Source organism: Candidatus Accumulibacter phosphatis, assembly GCF_000024165.1.
In the GTDB taxonomy this organism is placed as follows: Bacteria; Pseudomonadota; Gammaproteobacteria; order Burkholderiales; family Rhodocyclaceae; genus Accumulibacter; species Accumulibacter phosphatis.
The window spans coordinates 1515540-1535653 of record NC_013194.1; the positions used below are offsets into that span (position 1 = coordinate 1515540).

At 62.9% G+C, this 20114-nt stretch carries 17 protein-coding genes; 2 read left to right on the forward strand and 15 right to left on the reverse strand.

All coding sequences use genetic code 11. The annotated features are described in order from the left end of the window. Nucleotides 1-47: 47 nt before the first annotated feature. Both CAP2UW1_RS06675 and CAP2UW1_RS06680 read right to left on the reverse strand, forming a co-directional pair. Nucleotides 48-1232, reverse strand: a complete 1185-nt coding sequence (locus CAP2UW1_RS06675) for an ATP-binding protein (protein ID WP_041567740.1) — start codon at nucleotides 1230-1232, stop codon at nucleotides 48-50. Nucleotides 1233-1354: 122 nt separating this feature from the next. Continuing rightward, nucleotides 1355-1648, reverse strand: a complete 294-nt coding sequence (locus tag CAP2UW1_RS06680) for an antitoxin (RefSeq protein WP_015765896.1) — start codon at nucleotides 1646-1648, stop codon at nucleotides 1355-1357. A gap of 251 nt (nucleotides 1649-1899) precedes the next feature. On the opposite strand from CAP2UW1_RS06680, the gene CAP2UW1_RS06685 reads away from it, so the two are divergent. Further along, nucleotides 1900-2541 carry an NAD-dependent epimerase/dehydratase family protein gene (locus tag CAP2UW1_RS06685; RefSeq protein ID WP_015765897.1) on the forward strand — a complete coding sequence of 214 codons (642 nt, stop codon included), beginning with the start codon at nucleotides 1900-1902 and terminating at the stop codon, nucleotides 2539-2541. Nucleotides 2542-2696: 155 nt separating this feature from the next. Here the strand turns inward: CAP2UW1_RS06685 and CAP2UW1_RS06690 are convergent, their stop codons facing one another. The 4 genes from CAP2UW1_RS06690 to CAP2UW1_RS25050 all read right to left on the reverse strand — a co-directional run bounded on the left by CAP2UW1_RS06690 (nucleotide 2697) and on the right by CAP2UW1_RS25050 (nucleotide 9706). Then, the gene (locus tag CAP2UW1_RS06690) at nucleotides 2697-3998 is read right to left on the reverse strand and encodes an HlyD family type I secretion periplasmic adaptor subunit (RefSeq protein ID WP_015765898.1); all 1302 of its coding nucleotides are present in this window, start codon (nucleotides 3996-3998) and stop codon (nucleotides 2697-2699) included. 41 nt (nucleotides 3999-4039) lie between these two features. Further along, complete coding sequence (locus tag CAP2UW1_RS06695; protein WP_015765899.1) at nucleotides 4040-6184, reverse strand: peptidase domain-containing ABC transporter; 2145 nt, start codon at nucleotides 6182-6184, stop codon at nucleotides 4040-4042. Between the two features lie 85 nt (nucleotides 6185-6269). Continuing rightward, nucleotides 6270-8270 (reverse strand): efflux transporter outer membrane subunit, encoded by a 2001-nt coding sequence (locus tag CAP2UW1_RS06700; RefSeq protein ID WP_015765900.1) that lies wholly within the window; start codon nucleotides 8268-8270, stop codon nucleotides 6270-6272. Nucleotides 8271-8278: 8 nt separating this feature from the next. Further along, entirely contained in the window at nucleotides 8279-9706 is a 1428-nt protein-coding gene (locus CAP2UW1_RS25050) for a hypothetical protein (protein WP_015765901.1), read from the reverse strand. Nucleotides 9707-10065: 359 nt separating this feature from the next. Between CAP2UW1_RS25050 and CAP2UW1_RS06710 the strand changes: the two genes are divergently transcribed. After that, nucleotides 10066-11163: a glycosyltransferase family 2 protein gene (locus CAP2UW1_RS06710; protein ID WP_015765902.1), complete on the forward strand. Its 1098-nt coding sequence runs from the start codon at nucleotides 10066-10068 to the stop codon at nucleotides 11161-11163. A gap of 270 nt (nucleotides 11164-11433) precedes the next feature. On the opposite strand, the gene CAP2UW1_RS24390 is transcribed toward CAP2UW1_RS06710, so the two are convergent. From CAP2UW1_RS24390 to CAP2UW1_RS06750, 9 genes are all read right to left on the reverse strand, one after another. Next, nucleotides 11434-11637: a hypothetical protein gene (locus CAP2UW1_RS24390; RefSeq protein WP_012806772.1), complete on the reverse strand. Its 204-nt coding sequence runs from the start codon at nucleotides 11635-11637 to the stop codon at nucleotides 11434-11436. Beyond that, nucleotides 11634-12428: an ExeA family protein gene (locus CAP2UW1_RS06715; RefSeq protein ID WP_012806771.1), complete on the reverse strand. Its 795-nt coding sequence runs from the start codon at nucleotides 12426-12428 to the stop codon at nucleotides 11634-11636. The genes CAP2UW1_RS24390 and CAP2UW1_RS06715 overlap by 4 nt, the downstream gene beginning before the upstream one ends. A gap of 2 nt (nucleotides 12429-12430) precedes the next feature. After that, the gene (locus CAP2UW1_RS06720; RefSeq protein ID WP_012806770.1) at nucleotides 12431-13756 is read right to left on the reverse strand and encodes a DDE-type integrase/transposase/recombinase; all 1326 of its coding nucleotides are present in this window, start codon (nucleotides 13754-13756) and stop codon (nucleotides 12431-12433) included. A gap of 129 nt (nucleotides 13757-13885) precedes the next feature. Further along, complete coding sequence (locus CAP2UW1_RS06725) at nucleotides 13886-14419, reverse strand: DUF6431 domain-containing protein (protein ID WP_012806769.1); 534 nt, start codon at nucleotides 14417-14419, stop codon at nucleotides 13886-13888. Between the two features lie 156 nt (nucleotides 14420-14575). Next, a complete protein-coding gene (locus CAP2UW1_RS06730) occupies nucleotides 14576-15481 on the reverse strand; it encodes a glycosyltransferase family 61 protein (protein WP_015765903.1) in 906 nt (301 codons plus the stop codon). A 208-nt stretch (nucleotides 15482-15689) separates the two neighbouring features. Further along, entirely contained in the window at nucleotides 15690-16826 is a 1137-nt protein-coding gene (locus tag CAP2UW1_RS06735) for a DegT/DnrJ/EryC1/StrS family aminotransferase (protein WP_015765905.1), read from the reverse strand. Further along, nucleotides 16823-17239, reverse strand: a complete 417-nt coding sequence (locus tag CAP2UW1_RS06740; RefSeq protein ID WP_015765906.1) for a sugar 3,4-ketoisomerase — start codon at nucleotides 17237-17239, stop codon at nucleotides 16823-16825. Before CAP2UW1_RS06740 ends, CAP2UW1_RS06735 begins: the two co-directional genes overlap by 4 nt. A gap of 96 nt (nucleotides 17240-17335) precedes the next feature. Next, nucleotides 17336-18244 (reverse strand): glycosyltransferase family 2 protein, encoded by a 909-nt coding sequence (locus tag CAP2UW1_RS06745; RefSeq protein WP_015765907.1) that lies wholly within the window; start codon nucleotides 18242-18244, stop codon nucleotides 17336-17338. A gap of 34 nt (nucleotides 18245-18278) precedes the next feature. Continuing rightward, complete coding sequence (locus tag CAP2UW1_RS06750; RefSeq protein WP_199931590.1) at nucleotides 18279-20108, reverse strand: O-linked N-acetylglucosamine transferase, SPINDLY family protein; 1830 nt, start codon at nucleotides 20106-20108, stop codon at nucleotides 18279-18281. Nucleotides 20109-20114 lie beyond the last annotated feature (6 nt).

Consider the following 20114-nt stretch of genomic DNA (forward strand, 5'->3'; position numbering starts at 1 on the left):
ACCCATACCGCCGGGGGTCGGGGTCTGGATGAGGCTGACGGGGGAAACTACTGAGCGAGTACGGCATCGATATTCCTCGCCGGGACAGCGGTGATCCCTTCGCTGAGTGGCCAGGGCGGGCCTTCTCCGTGACAGATCACATAGAGGTGCTGCAGGTTCAACACGTCGCGGGCGGAGCGCATGGCAACCGTCGCTCTCGGGGAGCGGGTAAGCTTGATTTCAAAGCCCAGGCGTTTGCCGTTCTTGGCAATCAGCAGGTCGAGTTCGGCGCCTGTATGCACGCCCCAAAAAAACGCTTCGCCCGGTCGTGCGTCGCTTCGGCGAATGATCTCACGCACGATCAGCCCTTCCCAGGAGGCGCCACATTTGGGGTGCGCCAACAAGGCGTCTGTATCGCCGATTCCCAGGAGACTGTGCAAGATGCCGGTATCCGAAAGGTAAACCTTGGGTGCCTTCACCTCCCGCTTGCCCAGATTGGTGTGCCAGGGCAAGAGGCGGTAAGCCATGTACGTGCCTTCGAGGATATCCAGATAGCGGCTCACGGTCTTGTCGCTCACACCAAGCGAGCGGGAAATTTCGCTGCTGTTCCACGTCTGGCCATGGTAATGCGCCAGCATGGTCCAGAAGCGGCGCAGGGTAAGTGCCGGCAGATTGATGCCGAGTTGCGGCAGGTCACGCTCCAGGTAGGTACGAATGAACGCCTCGCGCCACTCTCGACTGGTGGCGAGATCGCTGGCCAGGAAGGCACGCGGGAAGCCGCCGCGCAACCAACGGACGTCAAGCCAGTCTGGCTCGATGCGATGCTGCCCATCTGCGGCAGCAAGTTCGTCGAGTCCAAAACCATCAAGCTCCTGAAAGGCAACGCGGCCCGCCAGACTCTCGGCGGATTGTCGCAAGAGCTCCGGTGCAGCGCTACCAAGAATCAGGAAGCGTGCCGGAGTATCGGGGCGGTCGGCCAGCACCCGCAGTAATGGGAACAGATCCGGTCGGGTCTGGATTTCGTCCAGGATGACCAAGCCTGTCAGCGGACGCAGTGCGAAGGCAGGATCGGCAAGGCGCGCCTGATCGTCGGGGTCTTCAAGGTCATAGTGTCTTACCGGGCCGTCCCAGGTTGCGGCAAGTTGTCCGGCCAGGGTCGTCTTGCCCACTTGGCGCGGTCCCAGGAGAGCAAGCACCGGGAAGCGCGACAAACGCTGGAGCAGGTGATCAAGATGAACTTGGCGTCGAAGCATGCTAAAATTTAGCATGAAAAGTCGGAGTGTTGGTCCGATTTTTCATGCTTATGACGGATTGGGTAGCGAACTTGCCTGGATGCGGTAACTGGACGTGTCCGTATCGAGCATGTGCAGCATGGCTAAAGGTCGGCGTCGTCATCTGCGGAATCGTCGTCATCCAAGACGCCGCGCGCTTTCGGCGCAACATTCAATGGGCGCTCGGCCATGAAGTCGGCTGGGACGTCGATTGAATGCCGCAGGGCAAAGAAATCGCTCCAGGCTTTGGCGCCGGGGCGCTTCGAAAGCACAACGTCACCGGTAGTGTCGTCACGCGTGACATAAACCTCCTCGCCCTCGAGGCGAAACTCGGCCGGAAGACGCACGGATTGACTGGCGCCGTTCTTGAACAGTTTGGCAACCGGCGTCTCGCTCATCGTGGTGTTCCTCATGCAGGGGCAAACGTGTGTTCAGGAGTATCTACTTTGGGCCAGGAAAGACAAGCTGTGCGAGCAGGCCGGGGACAGGAAGCCGGTCGATCGGGAACGCCCGAGCAGACGACTTCTTTGCATCTGCCCCGGGGCTCGGCGCGTATCGAAGGAGAGAACCCGAACAACGCGGCGCGCGGTTTTCCGATCCGTGAACCGGCCCGGCGGGCTTGTCGGGCAGTGCCTCTTGGGAGGTCAGCATGCACGTCTTCGTGACCGGTGCTACCGGCTACATCGGCAGTCGTCTGATTCCGGAACTGGTGGCGCGCGGCCATCGCGTTTCCGCGCTGGCGCGGCAGGCCTCGGTACAGCGGCTGGCACCGGCTTGTCGCGTCGTTGTCGGCGACGCGCTCGATGCCTCGAGTTATTCGTCGCAGATCGGTGTCGTCGATGCGCTGGTTCATCTGGTCGGCGTACCGCATCCGAGTCCGGCCAAGGCCGAGGCGTTCCGCTGCATCGATCTCGCTTCCGCACGCGCGGCGCTCGCCGCGGCGGTCGAGGCCGGGGTACCGCACTTCGTCTATCTCAGCGTCGCGCAGCCGGCGCCGGTGATGCGCGCCTACGTCGCCGCGCGCGCGGAAGGCGAAGTGCTGATCCGCGCCAGCGGCATCGCGGCCAGCGTTCTGCGTCCGTGGTACGTGCTCGGTCCCGGCCATCACTGGCCCATGCTCCTGCTCCCCGCGTACTACCTGCTGGAGCACCTGCCCGGCACGCGCGATGCCGCGCGTCGCTTGGGATTGGTCAGCGTCGGGCAGATGGTCGCCGCCATCGTCCGGGCGGTCGAGAGTCCACCGTCAGGCGTACGCCTTTGGGGTGTGCCCGAGATACGCTCGCCCGGGTGATTGTCGCTGCGCTTCGTCGTGGTCGGATTTTCCTTGCCTTCTCGTCGTGCTCGGCTGGTGTAGCGGCTTCCAGGCAGGGCGAGGTCCGGGCCTGACGCCGCCGTCACCCCTTTGCTGGGGCAGGCAGCTCGGCCGGCGGGAAGCGAGCGCCCGGCTCACGGTTCGCGGATCGATTCGTCGAGGGCCTTGATCAGCGGCCACAGGAGGTACGAAATCACCGACCGCTTGCCGACCGCGATCTCGGCGCTCACCGTCATGCCGGGGAGCAGGCGGGCGTGTTCCGGCAGCCTGTTCAAGCGTGTTCTGGTCAGGCCGATGCGGCCGAGGTAGTAGGCGTCGATGCCGCCGCCCGTTGCCTTGTCGCGGCGGAAAGCATCTTCGCTGATGGTGGTCAGCGTCCCATCCAGCGCGCCGTGCAACTGGAACGGATAGGCATCGACCTTGAGATGCACGCGGTCGCCCCGTTTCACATAACCGATATCGGCGGACTCGATCTGGACTTCGGCCTCCAGGTCGTCTCCCAGGGGAACCAGCGTGAACAGGGACTCGGCGCCCTTGGCCACCGAGCCGGGCGACAACTTGGCGATCTCCAGGACGACGGCGTCGGATGGCGCGCTGAGGACGACCAGCTGGTGTCGCTTGTCGGCCTTCTGCAACTGTTCATTGACGGTATCGCGCTCGCGCGAGAGCGCGAGCAGCTCCTCCATGACCTTTTGCCGCCAGCCGGTCTGGAAGGAGAGGCGTTCCGCCTCCAGCGCCCGGAGTTCCTTCTGCAGCTCCTGCTCCCGGCTGCGTGCCATCTGTGCGCCGCGCTCGGCCTCGAACAGTCGGTCCTGGGCATCGAGGAGGCGCGCTCGTACCACGTACTTCTGGTCCACCAGCGGTTCCAGGCTGGCCACCATTTCGCCGAGCACGCGCACGCGCGAGGTCATCGAACTCTGATCCCGGCGATTGGTTTCCAGGGCGGCGCGAATGCGGCCGATATTCTCATCGAGTCGTCGCGTCTGCGCCAGATAGCTCGCTTGCCGCTCGCCGGCCAGGCGGCTCTGGATCTCCTGGTCATCGCTCAAGGCGGCGCCAGCGGCGACGCCTTTTCCCGCCAGTTCGGCTTCCAGGCTTTCCCGTTGCGTGTCGAGGCTCGCCAGGCGGGTCCTCAGCTGGGATTCGTCGGCGCCGGTGAAGGTCGGGTCGAGCGTGGCGAGTCGTTCCCCCTTCTTGACGACTTGTCCGGACTTGACATTGATTTCCTGGATGATGGCGGTGTCCAGGGGTTGGACGACGATGTTCGGCAGCGGGGTGATCAGACGTCCGCGGGCAGTGACCATCAGGTCGACTTCCGAAAACGTCGCCAGCAGGAGGAACACCAGCAGCGCCGCGGCGAGGAGATGCAGGGTCACGCCGGCCGATCGCGGCAGGGGGCGCCGCTCGATCTCGTCCGCATCGGGGAGGAAATCCACGATGGGCTCATTGACTGCCCGTCTGGACCGCCGGCGGCTGATCAAAGATGGCTTGTCTGTTGGTTCCATAGATGCTGGTAGGTTTCGCAGCGGGACAGCAGTTCCTCGTGCTTGCCCCAGTCGGACAAGCGGCCCTGTTGCATGACCAGAACGACATCCGCGTTGACCAGGGTCGACAAGCGGTGCGAGATCATCATCACTGTCCTGCCGACGGCAATTCGCGAGAGATTGCGGATGAAGATGGCTTCGCTCTCCGGGTCGAGCGCGCTCGCCGCTTCGTCGAGGATCAGGATATTGGGCTTGGCGAGCAGGCAGCGGGCGATCGAGAGTCGCTGTCGTTGTCCGCCGCTCAGGTTCGACGCGTTTTCCTCGAGCAGGGTGTCGTATCCCTTGGCCATGCGGTCGATGAATTCGTCGGCGCCGGCGGCCTGGGCGGCGGCGACGATCTCCTCGATGCTGGCATCGGGCTTGGCCATGGCGAGATTTTCGCGGATGGTGCCGCGAAACAGGAAGTTCTCCTGCAGGACCACGCCGATCTGCCGCCGCAGATGTGACAGGTCGATCTCGCGGGCGTCGATACCGTCGAAGCGGACCAGTCCTTCCTGAACGCTGTAGAGGCCCTGGATCAGCTTGGTCAGGGTGGTTTTTCCCGAACCACTGCGGCCGACGATGCCCACCACGGCGCCGGAGGGAATCGTGAAACTGGTCCGGTCGAGGGCGTTGACGCTGCCACCCGGGTAGCGGAAGGTGACGTCCTCGAAGGTAATCTGGCCTTTCAACTGCGGCCGCAGGCCGCCGGCACCCAGTCGTCCCTCCGACGGACGGTTCATGATCTCAGCCAGCATGCGCACGGAGAGCGCCGTCTGCTGGTACTCGTTGATCAGACTGACCATCTGGATCAAGGGGCCGACCACGCGTCCGGACAGCATCTGGAAAGCGATCAGCACGCCGACGGTCATGGTTTGATCGAAGACACTCTGGGCGCCAATGAAAATGATGACCACCGGCATCAGCTTGCCCAGGAAGTCGGTCAGCGAGTTTCCGGAGATCGCCAGCTTGCCGACCTGGAAGTGGGCGTTGATGGCTTCCGCCGACATCTGGTCCCAGGCCTTGCGCTGCACCGGTTCGATGGCCAGCGACTTGATCGTGCGCATGCCGTGGATGGCTTCCACGAGCAGGGCCTGGCGGGCGCCCTCGGCGAGATTCAGGCGATCCAGGCGCTGGCGGAAGGTGGGCAGGAGAATGGCGATGATGGCGGCGATGGCGAGCGTGAATGCCAGAACGATCAGCGCCAGGGTCACGGAATAGGTGAACAGCAGAGGCAGGAAGATCACCAGGGCGAAGGCATCAAGCCCGGCAAACAGCAAGCGGCCGGTGAGGAACTGGCGGATGCCCTCCAGTTGCTGCATCTGCCGGGTGATCACGCCGGCGGTGGAGAGCTCGAAGAAGTCGATCGACAGCGACAGCAGGTGGCCGAAGGTGCGCCGGGTGACATGCATGTCGATCTTGTTGGTGGCCGCCAGCAGCAGCATCTGGCGCAGGTAGCCGAACGCCGAATCGAAAAGCAGGGCGACCGTCACGCCGATGGTGAGCACGGCCAGGGTCGACGAGCTCTGGTGTACCAGGACCTTGTCGATGACGAGCTGGAAAAACAGCGGCGCGGCGAGAGCCAGGACGTTCATCGCCATGCCGGCGATGATCACGTCACGGAAGGCGGTGCGCTGCTTGAGGATCTCCGGGATGAACCAGCGCAGGCCGAAGGGCTGCTGGGCGTCGAAGAGCGAATGTTCGCGCTTGAGCAGGATGACGTCACCGCCCCACACTTCGCCGAACGTTGCCTCGGTATGGAGGGTCACGCTGGCTGCATCGGCCAGGGGATCGACGATGGCCACCTGTTCGGCGTCGCCTTCCTTCTTGACGCCAACCACGATCACGCCGGCCCCGGTCTTGAGACGGGCCAGCAGTGGAAACACGCCCTGCTGGGCGACGAGCTGCTGCCAACTCAGGTTGTCCGCCTTCGCCTTCATGCCGATGTCCGCAGCCATCCGCAACACCAGCGCTGCCTTCGGCTCTTCATCGGCCAGTGCGAAGTCGTGGATCAGCCGCTCCGGATTGATCCGGATGCCCTGGTGTTGGGCGATGGCGGCCAGACACTGGACAACGCTGTGGGCGAATTTTTCGGCCATTACCGGTGGATCGCGCAAGTGCTGTGCTCGCGGCTGGCCCTTGCAGGTGTCCCGGAGAGCCGGACTGTGACGAGCAGGCGTTCGGTCAAGGTGTTCCCTTCGCTACGGAGGATGGCCCCGCGCGCTCGGCGGGCGATGTTGCGGTGGGCGCCAGGAGCGTTTCGTCGGACTCGGACGAGATGACACGACACCTTTGCTGATCGGACTTGAGGGCCAGGCAGAATCGTTCCGCCTCCGGCGGACTGGCGAATTTTGCCACATACAGCCGATACCAGGACTGCTGGCCATCGCGGTCGTCGTCGATGCGCCCCTGCAGCCGCGGTCGGATCGCACGGCCTGCCATCAGATCGGCATAACGGCTGTGCAGGTCGCGCCAGGTCGCGCCTATGGTCGAGCGATGGTGGAGCCCGCCAAGTTCGACCTGCCAGAAGGTCTCGGAACTGACTCCCGCACCGTCATCCACCGGTATTCCATCGGCGGCCGCCGGCAGGGCGCGTGGCGAACCCACGGCGGCGTTGTCGCCGGCCGGCGCCTGGCGAGTCGCTTTCAGGCCGCCGCCCAATGCCTGGAACAGGCTGATGTAGCCACGGAACAACTCCATGCGGCCTTTCTGGTAGTCGTCCAGGTAGCGGTGATAGCTGCGCTGTGTCTCGAGCAGGCTGAGATAGTCGATTCCCCCCACCGCGTAAACCCGGGTGCTGATCTCCCAGGCGCGGCGCGCGGCCTGACTGGCCTCGCGTTGGGCGGCGAGCCGTCGTTCCGACAGGCGGACAGCGGCGAGAGCGGTTTCCGCTTCCTTCATCGCGCGGTAGACGGTGCGCGCATAGCTCTCCACCATCTCTTCCTGGACGGCCTGCGAGAAGACCTGCTCGTTGCGTTTCCTGCCACCGTCGAAAATGCTTACGGTGAGGCTGTCCACTACACTCCAGAACAAGGCGCGCGGGACAAATAGTTGCGACAGGGCCACGCTGCTGTAACCTATTTGCGCCGAGAGGTCCATGGGCGGCAGGATGCGCGCCCGGGCAACGGCGACGTCGGCATCCGCAGCCAGGAGTTGGGCCTCTGCCGCGCGCACGTCGGGCCGCCGGAGCAGCAGGCTCGAGGGGACGCCGGCGGCCACGCCTGGAATGGCCAGGGAGTCGAGACCGTCATCGGAGAGCGTCAGGTTGCCGGGAACGGTGGCGACAAGGAAGGCGATCGCGGCAAGCGCATCGAATCGTTGTTGCTCCAGCGTGGGGATGCTTGCCCGTACGGCAAAAATGGCTGCCCGCTGCTGTTCCAGTTCCGACAGGGTGGCGTCGCCGACCTTGACTCGCTTTTCGATGCTGGCCAGGGTGGCGCTCAGGACGTCCTCGGTTTCCATGGCGATCCTGAGGCGATCGTTGAGCGACAGGAATTCCACGTAGCTGGCGGCAAGACTGCCGGCCAGATTCCGTTGAACGTTTTCCCGCTCATAGACTGCCCGCCAGAGCTGGAAGTTGGCGGAATCGGCCAGGGCGCTCTGCTCTCCCCAGATGTCCAGGCGCCAGTCCGCCCGGATGCTGGCCTGGAAGGTCTTTTGCGAGGTATTCCTGCCCCCCGCACTCGAGACGCTGCCGGCCGGCGCCGTTCCCACCGTCGTTCCACCAGGGGCCTGTTCAGCGATCGTCAAGGGAGCCGAGAGAGCGGGATACCTCGCACCGTTCGCCTGGTCGGCCCGGGCCTTGGCCTGGACGATGCGGTTCAGGGCAATGCGAACGTCCGGGTTGTTGGCCAGGCCCCGATCGACGAGCGCCTGGAGTTCGCGGTTTCCGAAGTCACGCCACCAATCGACAGGCGTTTCGTCCGCGGTCGGCGGGGCAGCGATCGGGCTCGAAGTCGCGGGGTCCTGGGACTCCACCGCCGGGCTCGCGCCGGAAACCGCTGCGGTCGCTTCGCCTGGTGCTGCATTCTGGTACTGGGCGGGCAGTTGCAGTACGGGCAGGTCCGAGCCGTAGGGTTTGCTCAGGCATCCGCACAGCAGGGTGGCCACCAGCGCGTAGCCGCAATGCCGGAGGAGACGCACGCGGCCGCATGGATCGAGTAGTGAGTTGCCGCTGTCGTGCATCGGCCTGGTCAGCGCTTCACAACGGCGCGCACGACGTACTGCAGAATCCGGGCATCCTCAGCGGCGGTGTCGGGGTCGCCGCCGCTCAACAGGGCCATCGATCGGATGTTGGCCAGGTACCTTGCCGCTTCGGGCGGATCATAGACGCGGGCAACGCCGGTATCGACACGATAGCCGCACTGGTCCAGGAGCCTGAAAACCTCCGCACGGGTGAACCGTCGGTCGCCGATGGCTTCGCCCGCCGGGTGGGTCGACGTGTCACCCAAGGCAAGCCGGGCCTGATAGCGCCAGTGCTGGGCATTCTGGAAGGTAGCCACGAGGACGCCCTCGGCGGTCAGCGCGGTTTTCAGGCTCGCCAGGGCGGCAGCAGGGTCGGCCTGACGTTCGAGGATCCCATCGAGGATGCAGGCGTCCCAGGCGTTCGGGGCGAGTTCCTGCTCTGGGCGGCGAAGGATGCTGGCAGCGAGCGAAATCCACTCCGTATCTTTATTGGCATCGCAGTAGGCAAGAGACAACTGCTTGTCCTCGGCACCGATCTCGGCGATGCAGCGCAGGCTGGCCGGGAGCAGACCGAGGACTTCCGAATTGAGTGTTCCAGCGAGGGGATCGGACCTCAGCTTGCCCAGCGTGTCCACAGCGAGGGCCGACAGGATGACCCGTTGTCGAAGCTTTTCGTAGAGAGCCCGATACTCGGGGAAGTCGGATCTCCTGTCGGCGATTTTCAGAGCGTCGCAGATGATCGCCTCATCCCGGAAGCGGTGCAACTGCATCGACCAGGCCAGCGCAAAGGGGTTGAATGCCCGCGTGCGCAGGCCCGGGTTGGTGACGAGTATCAGCGACGCCAGACGCTCCATCAGGAAGACCTTGCGCTGGACACCTTCGCGGTAATTGGTGGGCTGAGCCAGACGATCTCTCAACTCGCCGGTTCCCTGTTCGGCAATTTCGTAGAGACGTTCCGCGAGAGCGAACCAGACCCGCCAGAAACCGGCACGCGCCACGATGTAGTTGCTGAAGACTATCGTGGACGAGTCCATCGCCACCGATGACAAATCAAGGTCCAGGCCAACGTTATTCACGAAACGCTGGCAGGTTTCGAGAAACCCCGGATCCGCCTGGTCCTCGCCGACGAACACGTTCGGGAAGAAGGCTCCCACGTCGACCTGCGGAGAGAACAACACAGCATCCGTTTGCGGTGGAGACGCCAGAATGAAGTCAATCACCTGCTGTGTGGACAACCCGGTCTTCTCCGCGAAGCGGGGCGAGAAGAACCCGTAGTACCGGTCGTCCTCCAGGGGGTGGGTGAGGAGGAAGTGGCGGATGGGCCAGTACTCGCGCCAGTCGGGCCGTTCGTTGCGGGTGTTGTCGAGCACCAGACAGGTAGCCGCCTGCTCCAGTTGCTCGGGGGAATAGACGACGGTGTAAATGGATATATTCACGGCGACGATGGATGTGCCCAGGGCCTATCTGAAACGCTCCAGAGACCGGCGACCCAGGTGGCTTCAAAACATTCAGCCGTTTTGGGAGACGCGGAACAATCGTTGTTGGTTGGCAGGAAGTCGATAATATCCCATTCCCTGGCCACCCGGCGAGCGGTGCGGGCGAGCCTCGGAAGAGTCGCCGGCCGGGCCGCCGGGTGACGCTTGCGGAGGGACGCTGGCCTTCTCCGCGAACGCGTGTGATCAGGGAACAGGGGAGATGGCAGAATCTAGCTGCGCCTGCGGCGTCAAAGCGGCAGAATACGCCGTGCTGTTGGTACGCCTCTGCCTGCAGCACCACTTACTCGGAGTAACCAGGAATGATCGACGTCTGCGCCATCATGGCCGTCTACAACGAAGCTGACATCGTCCGCGAAGCCGTGAGCAAGCTCATCGAGCAGGGTGTTGACGTCTATTTGATCGACAATGCCTCGACCGACGGCACGGCACAGCGCGTCGAAGACCTGATCGGTCGCGGCGTGATCGATATCGAGACGGCACGGTTCTTCGAGGACGAGCGCGAGGTCTACGATTGGACGGCGCTTCTCAAGCTCAAGGAACAGCTTGCGCGTCGGTTGCACCATGACTGGTTTCTGCATGTCGATGCTGACGAGGTTCGCTATGCTCCCTGGCCCGGCTTGTCGCTGCGCGAGGGAATCGGCCGGGTCGATGCCGCCGGCTACAACCTGATCAACTTCAAGCTTTTCAACTTCCGCCTCACGGAAGACACGGCGATCGGCAGCGACTTTGAGTCGTCAATGCCGATGTACTCAGGCGCCGAACGCTTCAACCAGCGCCAGGTCAAGGCCTGGAAAGCCAGCCCGGAGGTCGACATCAGTTCGCTCGGCGGTCATCACATTCGCGTGCCCGGCGCACGTGTATTCCCCACTCGCTTCATTCTCAAGCATTACCCGGTGCGCAGTCTCGAACACGGGCGAAGGAAAATCATCGCCGAACGCAAGGCACGCTTCAGCCAGGTGGAGCGCCAACGCGGCTGGCATGTGCAGTATGACCATCTGGTCGACGTCGACCCGAAGGACGTCTTCTGGGATCCGGCAAAGCTGACAAGCTTCGACCGCGAACGTGAGAGTCTGGCCCTCCTTGCCGAGTCCAGCAGCGTGCTGAGCCAAACCTTCACCGAACTGTTTGCCGCACCACCGCTCGACGAAAGCCGGTTTGGCGCGTATTGGGTCGAGCGGCTGTGTGGCGAGGGAATCGACTCCGCGCATGCCGAGGTCTTGCTGAAGGTTGCGGAAGGCATTGCCGGTATGCTGACCCAGCAGGAGTTGCCGCCCATCGCTTCGAGTGCGGAGGATTCGCTGCAGTTGCGCAGGATCATCGGGTCGCTGGCGCGCATGCGCTACCTCGCTGGCGATCCGACATTGAACGATCGGCTACCGCTGTTGCAGTTCTCCTGACATTCGCTTGCCGTCACCCATTCGGGTTGTCGAGTAGTTCGACGAACGCATCGATGTCGACGTGGAAGTCGGAATGAATGGGTTGATATTGATTCAGGAAAGACGTCTGAAAATAGCAGTCCGCAACCGCAATGCCAAGAATGTCGCCCAGCTGTTACGTCCCGCCCTATTCTGGATTCTTTGTCCCGAGCTATTTCGGGGTGAGACAAGCCGAAAGTCCCACGCTGTCGCCGGGAGGACTGGCTCCGGCGACAGGGTGGGACAAGGGGCCTATCGGGATCGGGGAGCGTTAGGCGGAAAGCGCCAGGGGTCCTCGGGATCGTACAGATTCCTTTGGCGATCGTGATGGCGGCGCAGTTGCACGAGATAGTGACTCTCGCAGGCGGTGGCGAGTTGGAAGAGGAAGTCGCAAAGCGCCGCGGCGGCTTCGTCGGAGAGACCCTCGGGGAAGCCAGCGTGACGACGGCGGCTCATCGGAGTTCCTCGATGGCCAGTTGCAACAGTTCGTCGGGCAGATGATTGAGCCCGCGCGGCAGCGCCAGACGCATGGCGGTGCGCAGGATACGCGCCGCATTCCGGGGCAGCCCCTTGCTCGCTTGGCGCAAGATCTCCATGCCGGAATCGGTGAGCAGCGTAGACGAGTTGCCGGCGCTCTTCAGCCCATGCTCGATCAGTCGCGCAAAGCGCTCGCGCTCGAACACCGGCGTCAAGTGCACGCGCGCCTGAATGCGTCCGGCGAGCGCCGCATATGGGGCGCGTTGCAGCGTCTGCGCGAGCACCGGATGGCCGACCAGCCAGACACTCATCAGATCGCGCGAGTCGAAAGCGAAGTTGAGGAAGGCCGGGAAATCGCGGAAGAAGTCCGGCGGCAGATTCTGTGCCTCGTCGAGGATCCACACCGGCAGGAGTTGCTTGCCATCCGCCAGATGGTGGATATGCGCCTTGATCTCCCGCCACAACAGCGCCCGCCGATAGCTCGGTGCCAGGCCCAGCGACTGCGCCAGGCACCGATACAGATCGAGGCGGCCGAAGTCCGTCTCCGCGTGGTAGATCACCTGATAGCGATGCGGATTGAGCGTCGCCGTCACCGCCCGCAGCGCTGCCGTCTTGCCCACTCCCGCCTCGCCGGTGAGCAGCCCGATCCCCGGCGATTGCAGCAACCACTGGAAGCGCTCGCGCAAGCGCGTGAGCATCCCGTCGTCCCACAACTCGCGGGTCTCCTTGCCCAACGGCGAGTGGCGCAGCCCAAAGTGTTGCAGTTCCATCTTCAGTCTCCTTGGCGGCCGTAGTACTGCTCATACACCAGCTCGACCAGATTCGGCCCAGCGGGGCGCTTGACCGGTACGGCCGCCACCGGGTCCGGCTGACGTCGCCGCCGATCGCGATTGGCCAACGCATCGAGCGGTGTCGCCCGGCCGATCAACTCGCCGGCGTCGTTCTCGACGCCGACCACCGTCTCGGTGTGCGGATCGACGCGCAGGCAAACGGTCTTGCCCGTCAGTTCGAAAGGCACCTCGAAGCGCCCGCCCTGATACGACACCGTGCCATCCTTGCGCACCAAACGGCGGACGCGGTGCAGGAACAGCGTATCGAGCGTCGCCGCCAGTGGCCCCAGCAAACGGATCTTCGGCAGATCCTGCTGATACCGAGCGAGCGGCGTCTGGCCCTCAAGGCCGTCATGCGGGGTGCGGTGATAGACCTGCTCCAGCCAGGCCCACAGCCGCGCGTTGAGATCGTCCAGACTCAGGACATGGCGTTCCTCGACCTCGCTGAGAAACTGATCGCGGCAGGTCCGGTGCCAGCGCTCGATCTTCCCCTTGCTCTCGGGCGCGTAGGGCCGACAATGGACCAGGACGATGCCCAAACGCGCGCAGATCCCCTGTAGCGTCTGCGCGACATAGGCGGCACCGTTATCGACGACTAGCTTGACCGGTACGCCCCGTTTGAGGAGCGCCTGCTTGAGGACGCCTTCAATGTCCAGCGCCGTCTCGCCGCGGCAGAAGGCGCCGTGAGCGACGAGCCGGGACGCGTCGTCGAAGAGCGACACCAGATAGCTCTTGCCCAAACGACCGCCGATCGGCACGCGTGGGCCGTGCATCACGTCGCTGTACCAGAGCTCACCGGCGCAGGCGGCGACGAAGCTGCGTTTCTCCTCGGGCAGGCTCGCCGAGCCGGGGAGCCGCGACAGACCGTGTTGCTGGAGCAGGCGGTGGAGACTCGAGCGCGACAGGGTGCCCCGCGCGACGATGCCGCCGATCTCGAGCACGCGCTGGATCTGGCGAATCGAGCGCCGGGGATTCTCGCGCTTGGCGGCGAGAATAGCCGCCTGGACGGACGCCGACAGTTTCGACTGGCCGCGATCGGCACGCACCTTCGGGATCAGCCCATCGAGGCCGCGCGCGCGGTAGCGGTAGTACCACCCCTCGATCGTCTTCTCGCCGAGCAAGCGCCGATCGGTGCCGGGGATGACGTACTCGCGCGTTGCCAGCTCACGCAGGCTCTTTTGCAGCTCACCCCGCGCCAGCCGCTGCCGACTGATCAGCGGACCCAGGACGGAGAAGCGAAACAGGGCTTGCGGATCGATTTCGTTCATGACCACTCCTCGTGAAAAATGGGAGTCGCCATCAAAGCGCAATCGCCGCGTCAATGACAGTCGCAAAGTGTGTGGGGGCCCCGCCCGGGCGGGGCCCCCACTGTCTGCCGCCGTTTGGGGATCAGCCGATCATGGGACGCTCATCTCCCGGTCCAGCCAGGCCATGGCTCGTGGCAGGCCGAGCGTGGCGAACACCTGGCGCCAGAACCCCGTGAAGTCACTCGCCCGACCCAGCTCGCGAAAGCGGCAACGCAGAGAAAACGCGAAGATCGGTCCGCGAGCCTGGAGCCAGGCCCACCAGCGACCGGTACTGCGCACGGCAGGCTGTCCGTCGTCGCCACCGCCGCCGACAGGCCGGCCGTCGAGTCGAGCCGACAGGGCGTTCTGTTGCACCGACCAGTCGTACCAACGCCGTGGGGCAATGCACTCGGGGAGGCGCGAACAGGTGCGCCGGCAACCGCCACAGCGGTAACGGCAGATCGGCACCGGGTTGAGCGAGGGCCGCTGCACTCGCCGATCGGCCTTCCGGTAGTAGTACCCGTGCTGACACAGGAGCTTGATTCCGCAGTGCGGACACGACGGCGGTCGATAGACCTCGCGCTTCCCCTTCACCGTCTCCAGGTGCTGCTCAAGCGTGCTGATGCCGGCTACAATTCGTTGCATGGGCTGGGCTCCTTTCTCTCCGGGTGGTCGTCAAGCTTCCCACGATAGCAGAGCTGTCCCAGCCCTTCCTTGACCTTCCCCGTCCCACTCTCCTTCCGGCTCCGTTCCTGCTTTCTTCCTCGCCGTTAGCGGGATAGCCAACCCACTACAGGCCTTTCACAGGGGCGGACGTAACACCAGCCTCTTCCACAGCGAAACTGAGGTTCTGCACGTTTCGGGGTAGAGTATCGCGACCCGGGCTTCGCTGCCCACGAAAAGCAGGTTGGCAAGCCACGCGCCCGTGGGTCCGATTATCGTTGAGGCCGAAGAAAAAAGCTCCACCTGTTTCCGGAATGAGAGCGTCTCCGGGCTGGTGACCAGGAACCCGCGGCTCTCGGCGGCTGCAACCAGTTCCTTCAGATTCACGATGTTTCTGTGGCTGGATTGCCTGAGGATGAACAATTTCAACTGCGCCGCGTTGTCGTGAAATTTCAGGCGTTGCCGGAAGCATTCCCGAAGTGCCAGCAGATTGGCGCCGTTGTAATAAACCTTGGTCGGTGACGAGCCATCGATCAGTTCATAGCAGGAGAATGACTCCTTGGCGGCGATTGCCTGTTTGGCGGCGACCGAATTCAGCAAGCCGACTTCAAACAACTGAAATCTGTTTTCGGTCACCAGCTTCAGGGCATGCTGCATGTTCGGGTGAAGCAGTCCGGAAACAATGACATGGTCTGGTTGCAGGAAGTTCGAGTGGATGAGGTAAAGCAGTGATGGTAGCGACTCGATCAGAAAATGAAAGTAATTGTAGGGATGTATCAGGTTGAAAGGTACGATGGTGCCGTCGATGTCTGCTATCCGGGTCGGCTGGCGTGTGAATTTGAATTTGTCGCATTGCCTGCTGTCACCCGGAATGCGCTCGATTCGTCGCGCGATCTCTTCCTGCAGATACTCGACAGTCGCGTCGAACGGACTCAGGTTGTAGCAATGGTCAAAATTCTTGTCATAGATCAGGGCCGATCCACTGACCAGCGTTGCACTGCCGATCGAGTAGGCCTCGCTATCGCTCAACTGTATCAATTTCATGGGTTGTCTTCCTGCTTGGGCATCCGGAAGGGCCAGAGCGCGGGTCACGGCAGTCGGAAGCTGCTCCTGGGCCCGGCAAGCGTGTCCTTGCGGCCGGCGTCCCGGTGCAAGCCACGATTGCTGCTGGTCACGGTGCCCTTACCGTGCCGGGTCGGGCGCATTCGCAATGCGTTTCCTCCACAGCAGGGCGAGCGAGCACAGCACTCATCTAGACTGCCGATGACGCGGTCGTCGCGGGCAAATCGAGCAGCGTGGCGACTCTGGTTATCGCCGCAATCACCTCTGCCACTTCGTCGTCGCTCAGGGTCGGCCCCATGGGCAGGCTCAATACCTCGCGGTGCAGGCACTCGGACAGTGGGAAGCTTCCCTCGGTGTGGCCGAGATCGGCATAGGCCGGCTGCAAGTGGGGTGGGATCGGGTAATGAATTGCCGTCTGGACGCCGGCTTCCAGCAAGGCGGTGTGGAGTTCGTCTCTGCGCACGCAGCGCACCACGAAAAGGTGCCAGCAAGTCACGTTGCCGGGCTCCACATGGGGCAGGATCAGTCCCAACCCGTCGAGCGTTGCCAGATAGCGTTCGGCAATCTGTCGACGCCGCTGATTCCAGTCATCCAGTCGCCGGAGTTTGACGCGCAGAAACGCTGCCTGCAGTTCATCGAGACGGGAGTTGAAGCCCTTCTCGTCGTTCTGGTATTTGGTGCGGCTCCCGTAATTGCGCAAGCGGCGCAGTCGGTGCGCGAGGACCGGATCCGAGGTGGTGATTGCGCCACCGTCTCCGAGAGCCCCCAGGTTCTTGCCCGGGTAGAAACTGAAGCCGGCGGCGTGTCCCAGGCTGCCGGCTCGACGCCCATGCTGGCTTGCGCCATGGGATTGTGCCGCGTCCTCGATGACTTTGAGGCCATGACGTTCGGCGAGGGCCATGATCGGCGCCATCCGGGCCGTCTGCCCATAGAGATGCACCGGCATGATGGCGCGCGTGCGCGGTGTGATGGCTGCCTCAATGGCAGCGGGGTCCATATTGTAAGTGGACAGCAGAGGTTCCACGGGGACTGGTCGCGCACCGGCATACGACACGGCAAGCCAGGTGGCAATGTAGGTGTTGGTCGGGACGATCACCTCGTCCCCGGGTCCGATGTCGTAGGCGCGAAGAATCAGGTGCAGGGCATCCAGGCCGTTGGCCACGGCGATCGCGTGGTCGGCCTGGCAATAGTCGGCGAACTCGGCCTCGAAGTCCTCCACTTCCTGCCCAAGAACAAACCAGCCGGACTCCAGAACGCGGGCCGAGGCAGCCTGGAGTTCCGGCGCCAGGGACAGGTTGAGGCCCTTGAGGTCGAGAAACGGAATCATGTTGCGGGTTTCAGGGCGGCCTCAAGGAACTTGTCGTAGTCTCTTATGTAGTCGAGCTGGTCGTACATCGATGAGGCGAGTACCAGGCAGACGGCTCCGGACGAGAAATTGTCCAGGTAGCGCCACATCATGGGGCAAACGTAGAGTCCGAAGTAGGAGCGGTTGAGGTGGAAGCGATACTTGTCCCGTCCATCGTCCAACATGACATCGAAACTGCCGGACATGGCGACGATGAACTGGTGCAGGTTCTTGTGGGCATGGGCGCCTCGGTCCGCTCCTCCGGGCACATCGTAGAGGTAGTAGACGCGGCGAATGTCGAAGGGGACATGGTGGCCTCCCTCGATGAAGGTGAGGTTGCCCCGGGGATCGTGGATCTTCGGTAACTCAATGATTCTGCAGTCTTGTAATGACATTGAAACTCCCGACGTGAGGTGCTGCCCAGAAATCGTTGGTGCCATGAACAGTCAGGTTGCTACGCTGCCAACGGGGTCAAGCCAACCCGCGCAGTGTCATTGTACGGTGACCGGGGCGCTGACTGGACTTGTCAACATCTGTCGCACGTATCCATAGACAGACTGAACGCCGGGAGCTACGCTCTGTTTTTCCATCCCGTTCAAAATGGCCTCGTTGAAGCTTTGGCTGATGTGGCCAAGCATGTGCTTCTCGTACAGCAATATCCTGACCAGGACTTCGCTTTGCTCTGGCTGCAGGAATGGGAACAAGGATCGTAAATACTGCAAACGGACCCTTTCGGCGACCAGTTTCTGGTGCGCCTGCCTGGTCACTGACGCTTGCTGGTCATGTAGCGTATACGCAACAAGGAACTCTGGTACAACGTGGAAGCTGTACCCACGCAAAATGTATTGGCACCACAGGTCGTAATCCTCCGCATAATCGTTCTGCGGATTGAAGTACAGTTTGTTCTGTCGTGCGATATCCACGTCCAGGGAGACGGTTGGTGCTGGTACCACGTTGCCCAGTGCCAGGCCGAGAGCGACCAGCGACGGCATTTCCGGGAGCGTTATCTTCTGACCGCTGGCCGGAACGTCCATGTACGAGCAGACGATGGCCGCGCCCTCCGCAAATGCGTTCAGTGTGGATTTTACTCGATCCGGATGACTGATGTCGTCATGGCTGAAGAGCATGGCATACTTGGTCCGGCAGGCCATTATCCCCAGGTTGTAAGACATGGAAATGCCCAGGTTGATACGGTTGGGGAGCACGCTAACGGTACCCGCATCGAGACCTCGTGCAGTCACGTATCTGTGCACGGCATCAATCGTGGCGTCGCTGCTGCAGTCATCGACGATAATCAACGAGCTCAGCGCCGTGGTTTGATTGAAGATGGAATCGAGGGTGTTAGCGATGAATGCCTCGGAGTTATAGCACGAGATTATCCCTGAAATGCCACTATCCATAGTAAACCGTTCCGAGTGATTTTTGGGTCACGGACTAGACGCGTGCGTCCGTGCCGCCTTGATGCCCTGCCAAGCGCAGCAGCCTGCTCTCCAGGTTGCGCACGAACATGCTGGTATCGAACAATACACCGTGCTCCCGCTCGGAGGCCAGATGTTCCCTCAGCCGGAGGCAGTCGGTGCGATCACTGCCCAAGCTTACAGCCTTTTCTTCGTAGTCCTGGAGTGTGTAGGTTACCAGTTCGCTCAGACGGCAGGCGGTGAGTAGCGCGCCTGCCATTCGCGAAGCAAAGGTGCGGCCGCTGCGGGTCAGGACGGGCAGACCCATCCAGAGTGCATCGTTGGCGGTGGTACCGGCATTGAAGGGAAACGAGTCGAGAAAGAGGTCGGCGACGCGGTAGCGGGCCAGATAGTTCTCTGGAGCTACACGCGAGGCGAAGATCAGGCGGGCGGGATCGATTCCGCGAGTGATCGCCTCCTGCCGCAGATTGGCTTCTGCCCACGCATTATCGGCCAGCAACCACAGCACACTGCCCGCCACGCGGCGAAGGATGTTCATCCAGGTGGTGAACATTTCGGGGGTGTACTTGTAGTTGTTGTTGAATGAGCAGAACACAAAGGCATCCTGTGGCAGGCCGCAGCTTTCTCGGGTGGGTGTCGGCCCCGGTGCGCGCCGGCGGTCGCTGACCTGATAGACATCGGGCATGTAGAGCGGCTTCTCCGAGTAGTACGGCCTCTCCTCCTCGGGAATCAGGAATCGGTCGGCAATGACAAAGTCGATGCACGGAAGGCCGGTGGTAGCCGGCAGACCCAGATAGGTGATCTGGATCGGCGCTGGGCGGAAGGCCAGCATGTTCATGCGGGCGCCGGAAGTCTGGCCCTGCAGGTCGAAGAGGATGTCGATCTCATCCTGCCGGATGAGGCGGGCAGCCTCCTCGTCAGCGAGGGGCTGGATGCGACGGAAATGATCCATGGCCGCGATGACGCGCCGACGGATCTCCGAGCCGTCTTCCGGGCTCCAGCAATACCCATAGACCTCGAATTGGTCGCGGTCATGGAGCTCAAACAGCTCCACCATCAGCATGGCCACCGGATGCAGGCAGAAGTCGGAGGAACAGTAGCCGATGCGGATTCTCCGGTGCTCGTAGGGGCCGGGGCCAGCCAGTGTGGGAGCGTTCTTGAGGACCTTCTTGTCGACGTGGCGCCGTGCTGCCGCGAGCTGTACGGCCGGATCATCCGTGATGGCGATCATCGCGAGAGCCGAGGTGGATTGTTCCATGAGTGCAACAGGAGTATCGCCGACCGGCAGATAAACGGGCCAGCAGCACTGCTTCTGGCGCAGGAAAACCCAATGATGGAGCACGTCAGGCTGGTCGGAATCGAGAGCCAGACTCCTGCTCAGGTAGTCCGTCGCATCCCGGTACTGTTTGCTGATCTCCAACGCACGGCCCAGGTTGTTCAGGGCGAGAATCAGGAGCGCCTTCTGCTCCGGCGTATCGGCAGGGACGTTACGCTCGATCCACCGCCACTCCTCGACAGCCTTCTCCGGGGATCCCATACGTTCGAGGAGAAGGCCGAGGTTAAGCCGGGGCTGAATGAATCCGGGGGACAGGGCAATCGCCTGCCGGTAGGCTTCTTCGGCGCTGGTCAGTTCGCCGAGGTTGGTCAGGGTGGCGCCGAGGTTGAAGTAGGCCAGGTGGGCATGCGGCGAGCGCGTCCGCCTGAGCCAGGTCTGGTAGAGGATCGCAGCCAGTGGGGCGCGCCGACTTTGCTCCAGCTTGCTACAGTGGTCGATGAGCTGCAAGAGTTCCAGTTCCCCGTTCCATGCCGCCGTCAGCACGGAAGCCAATAGATCCTCGCTCAACACCGCTCC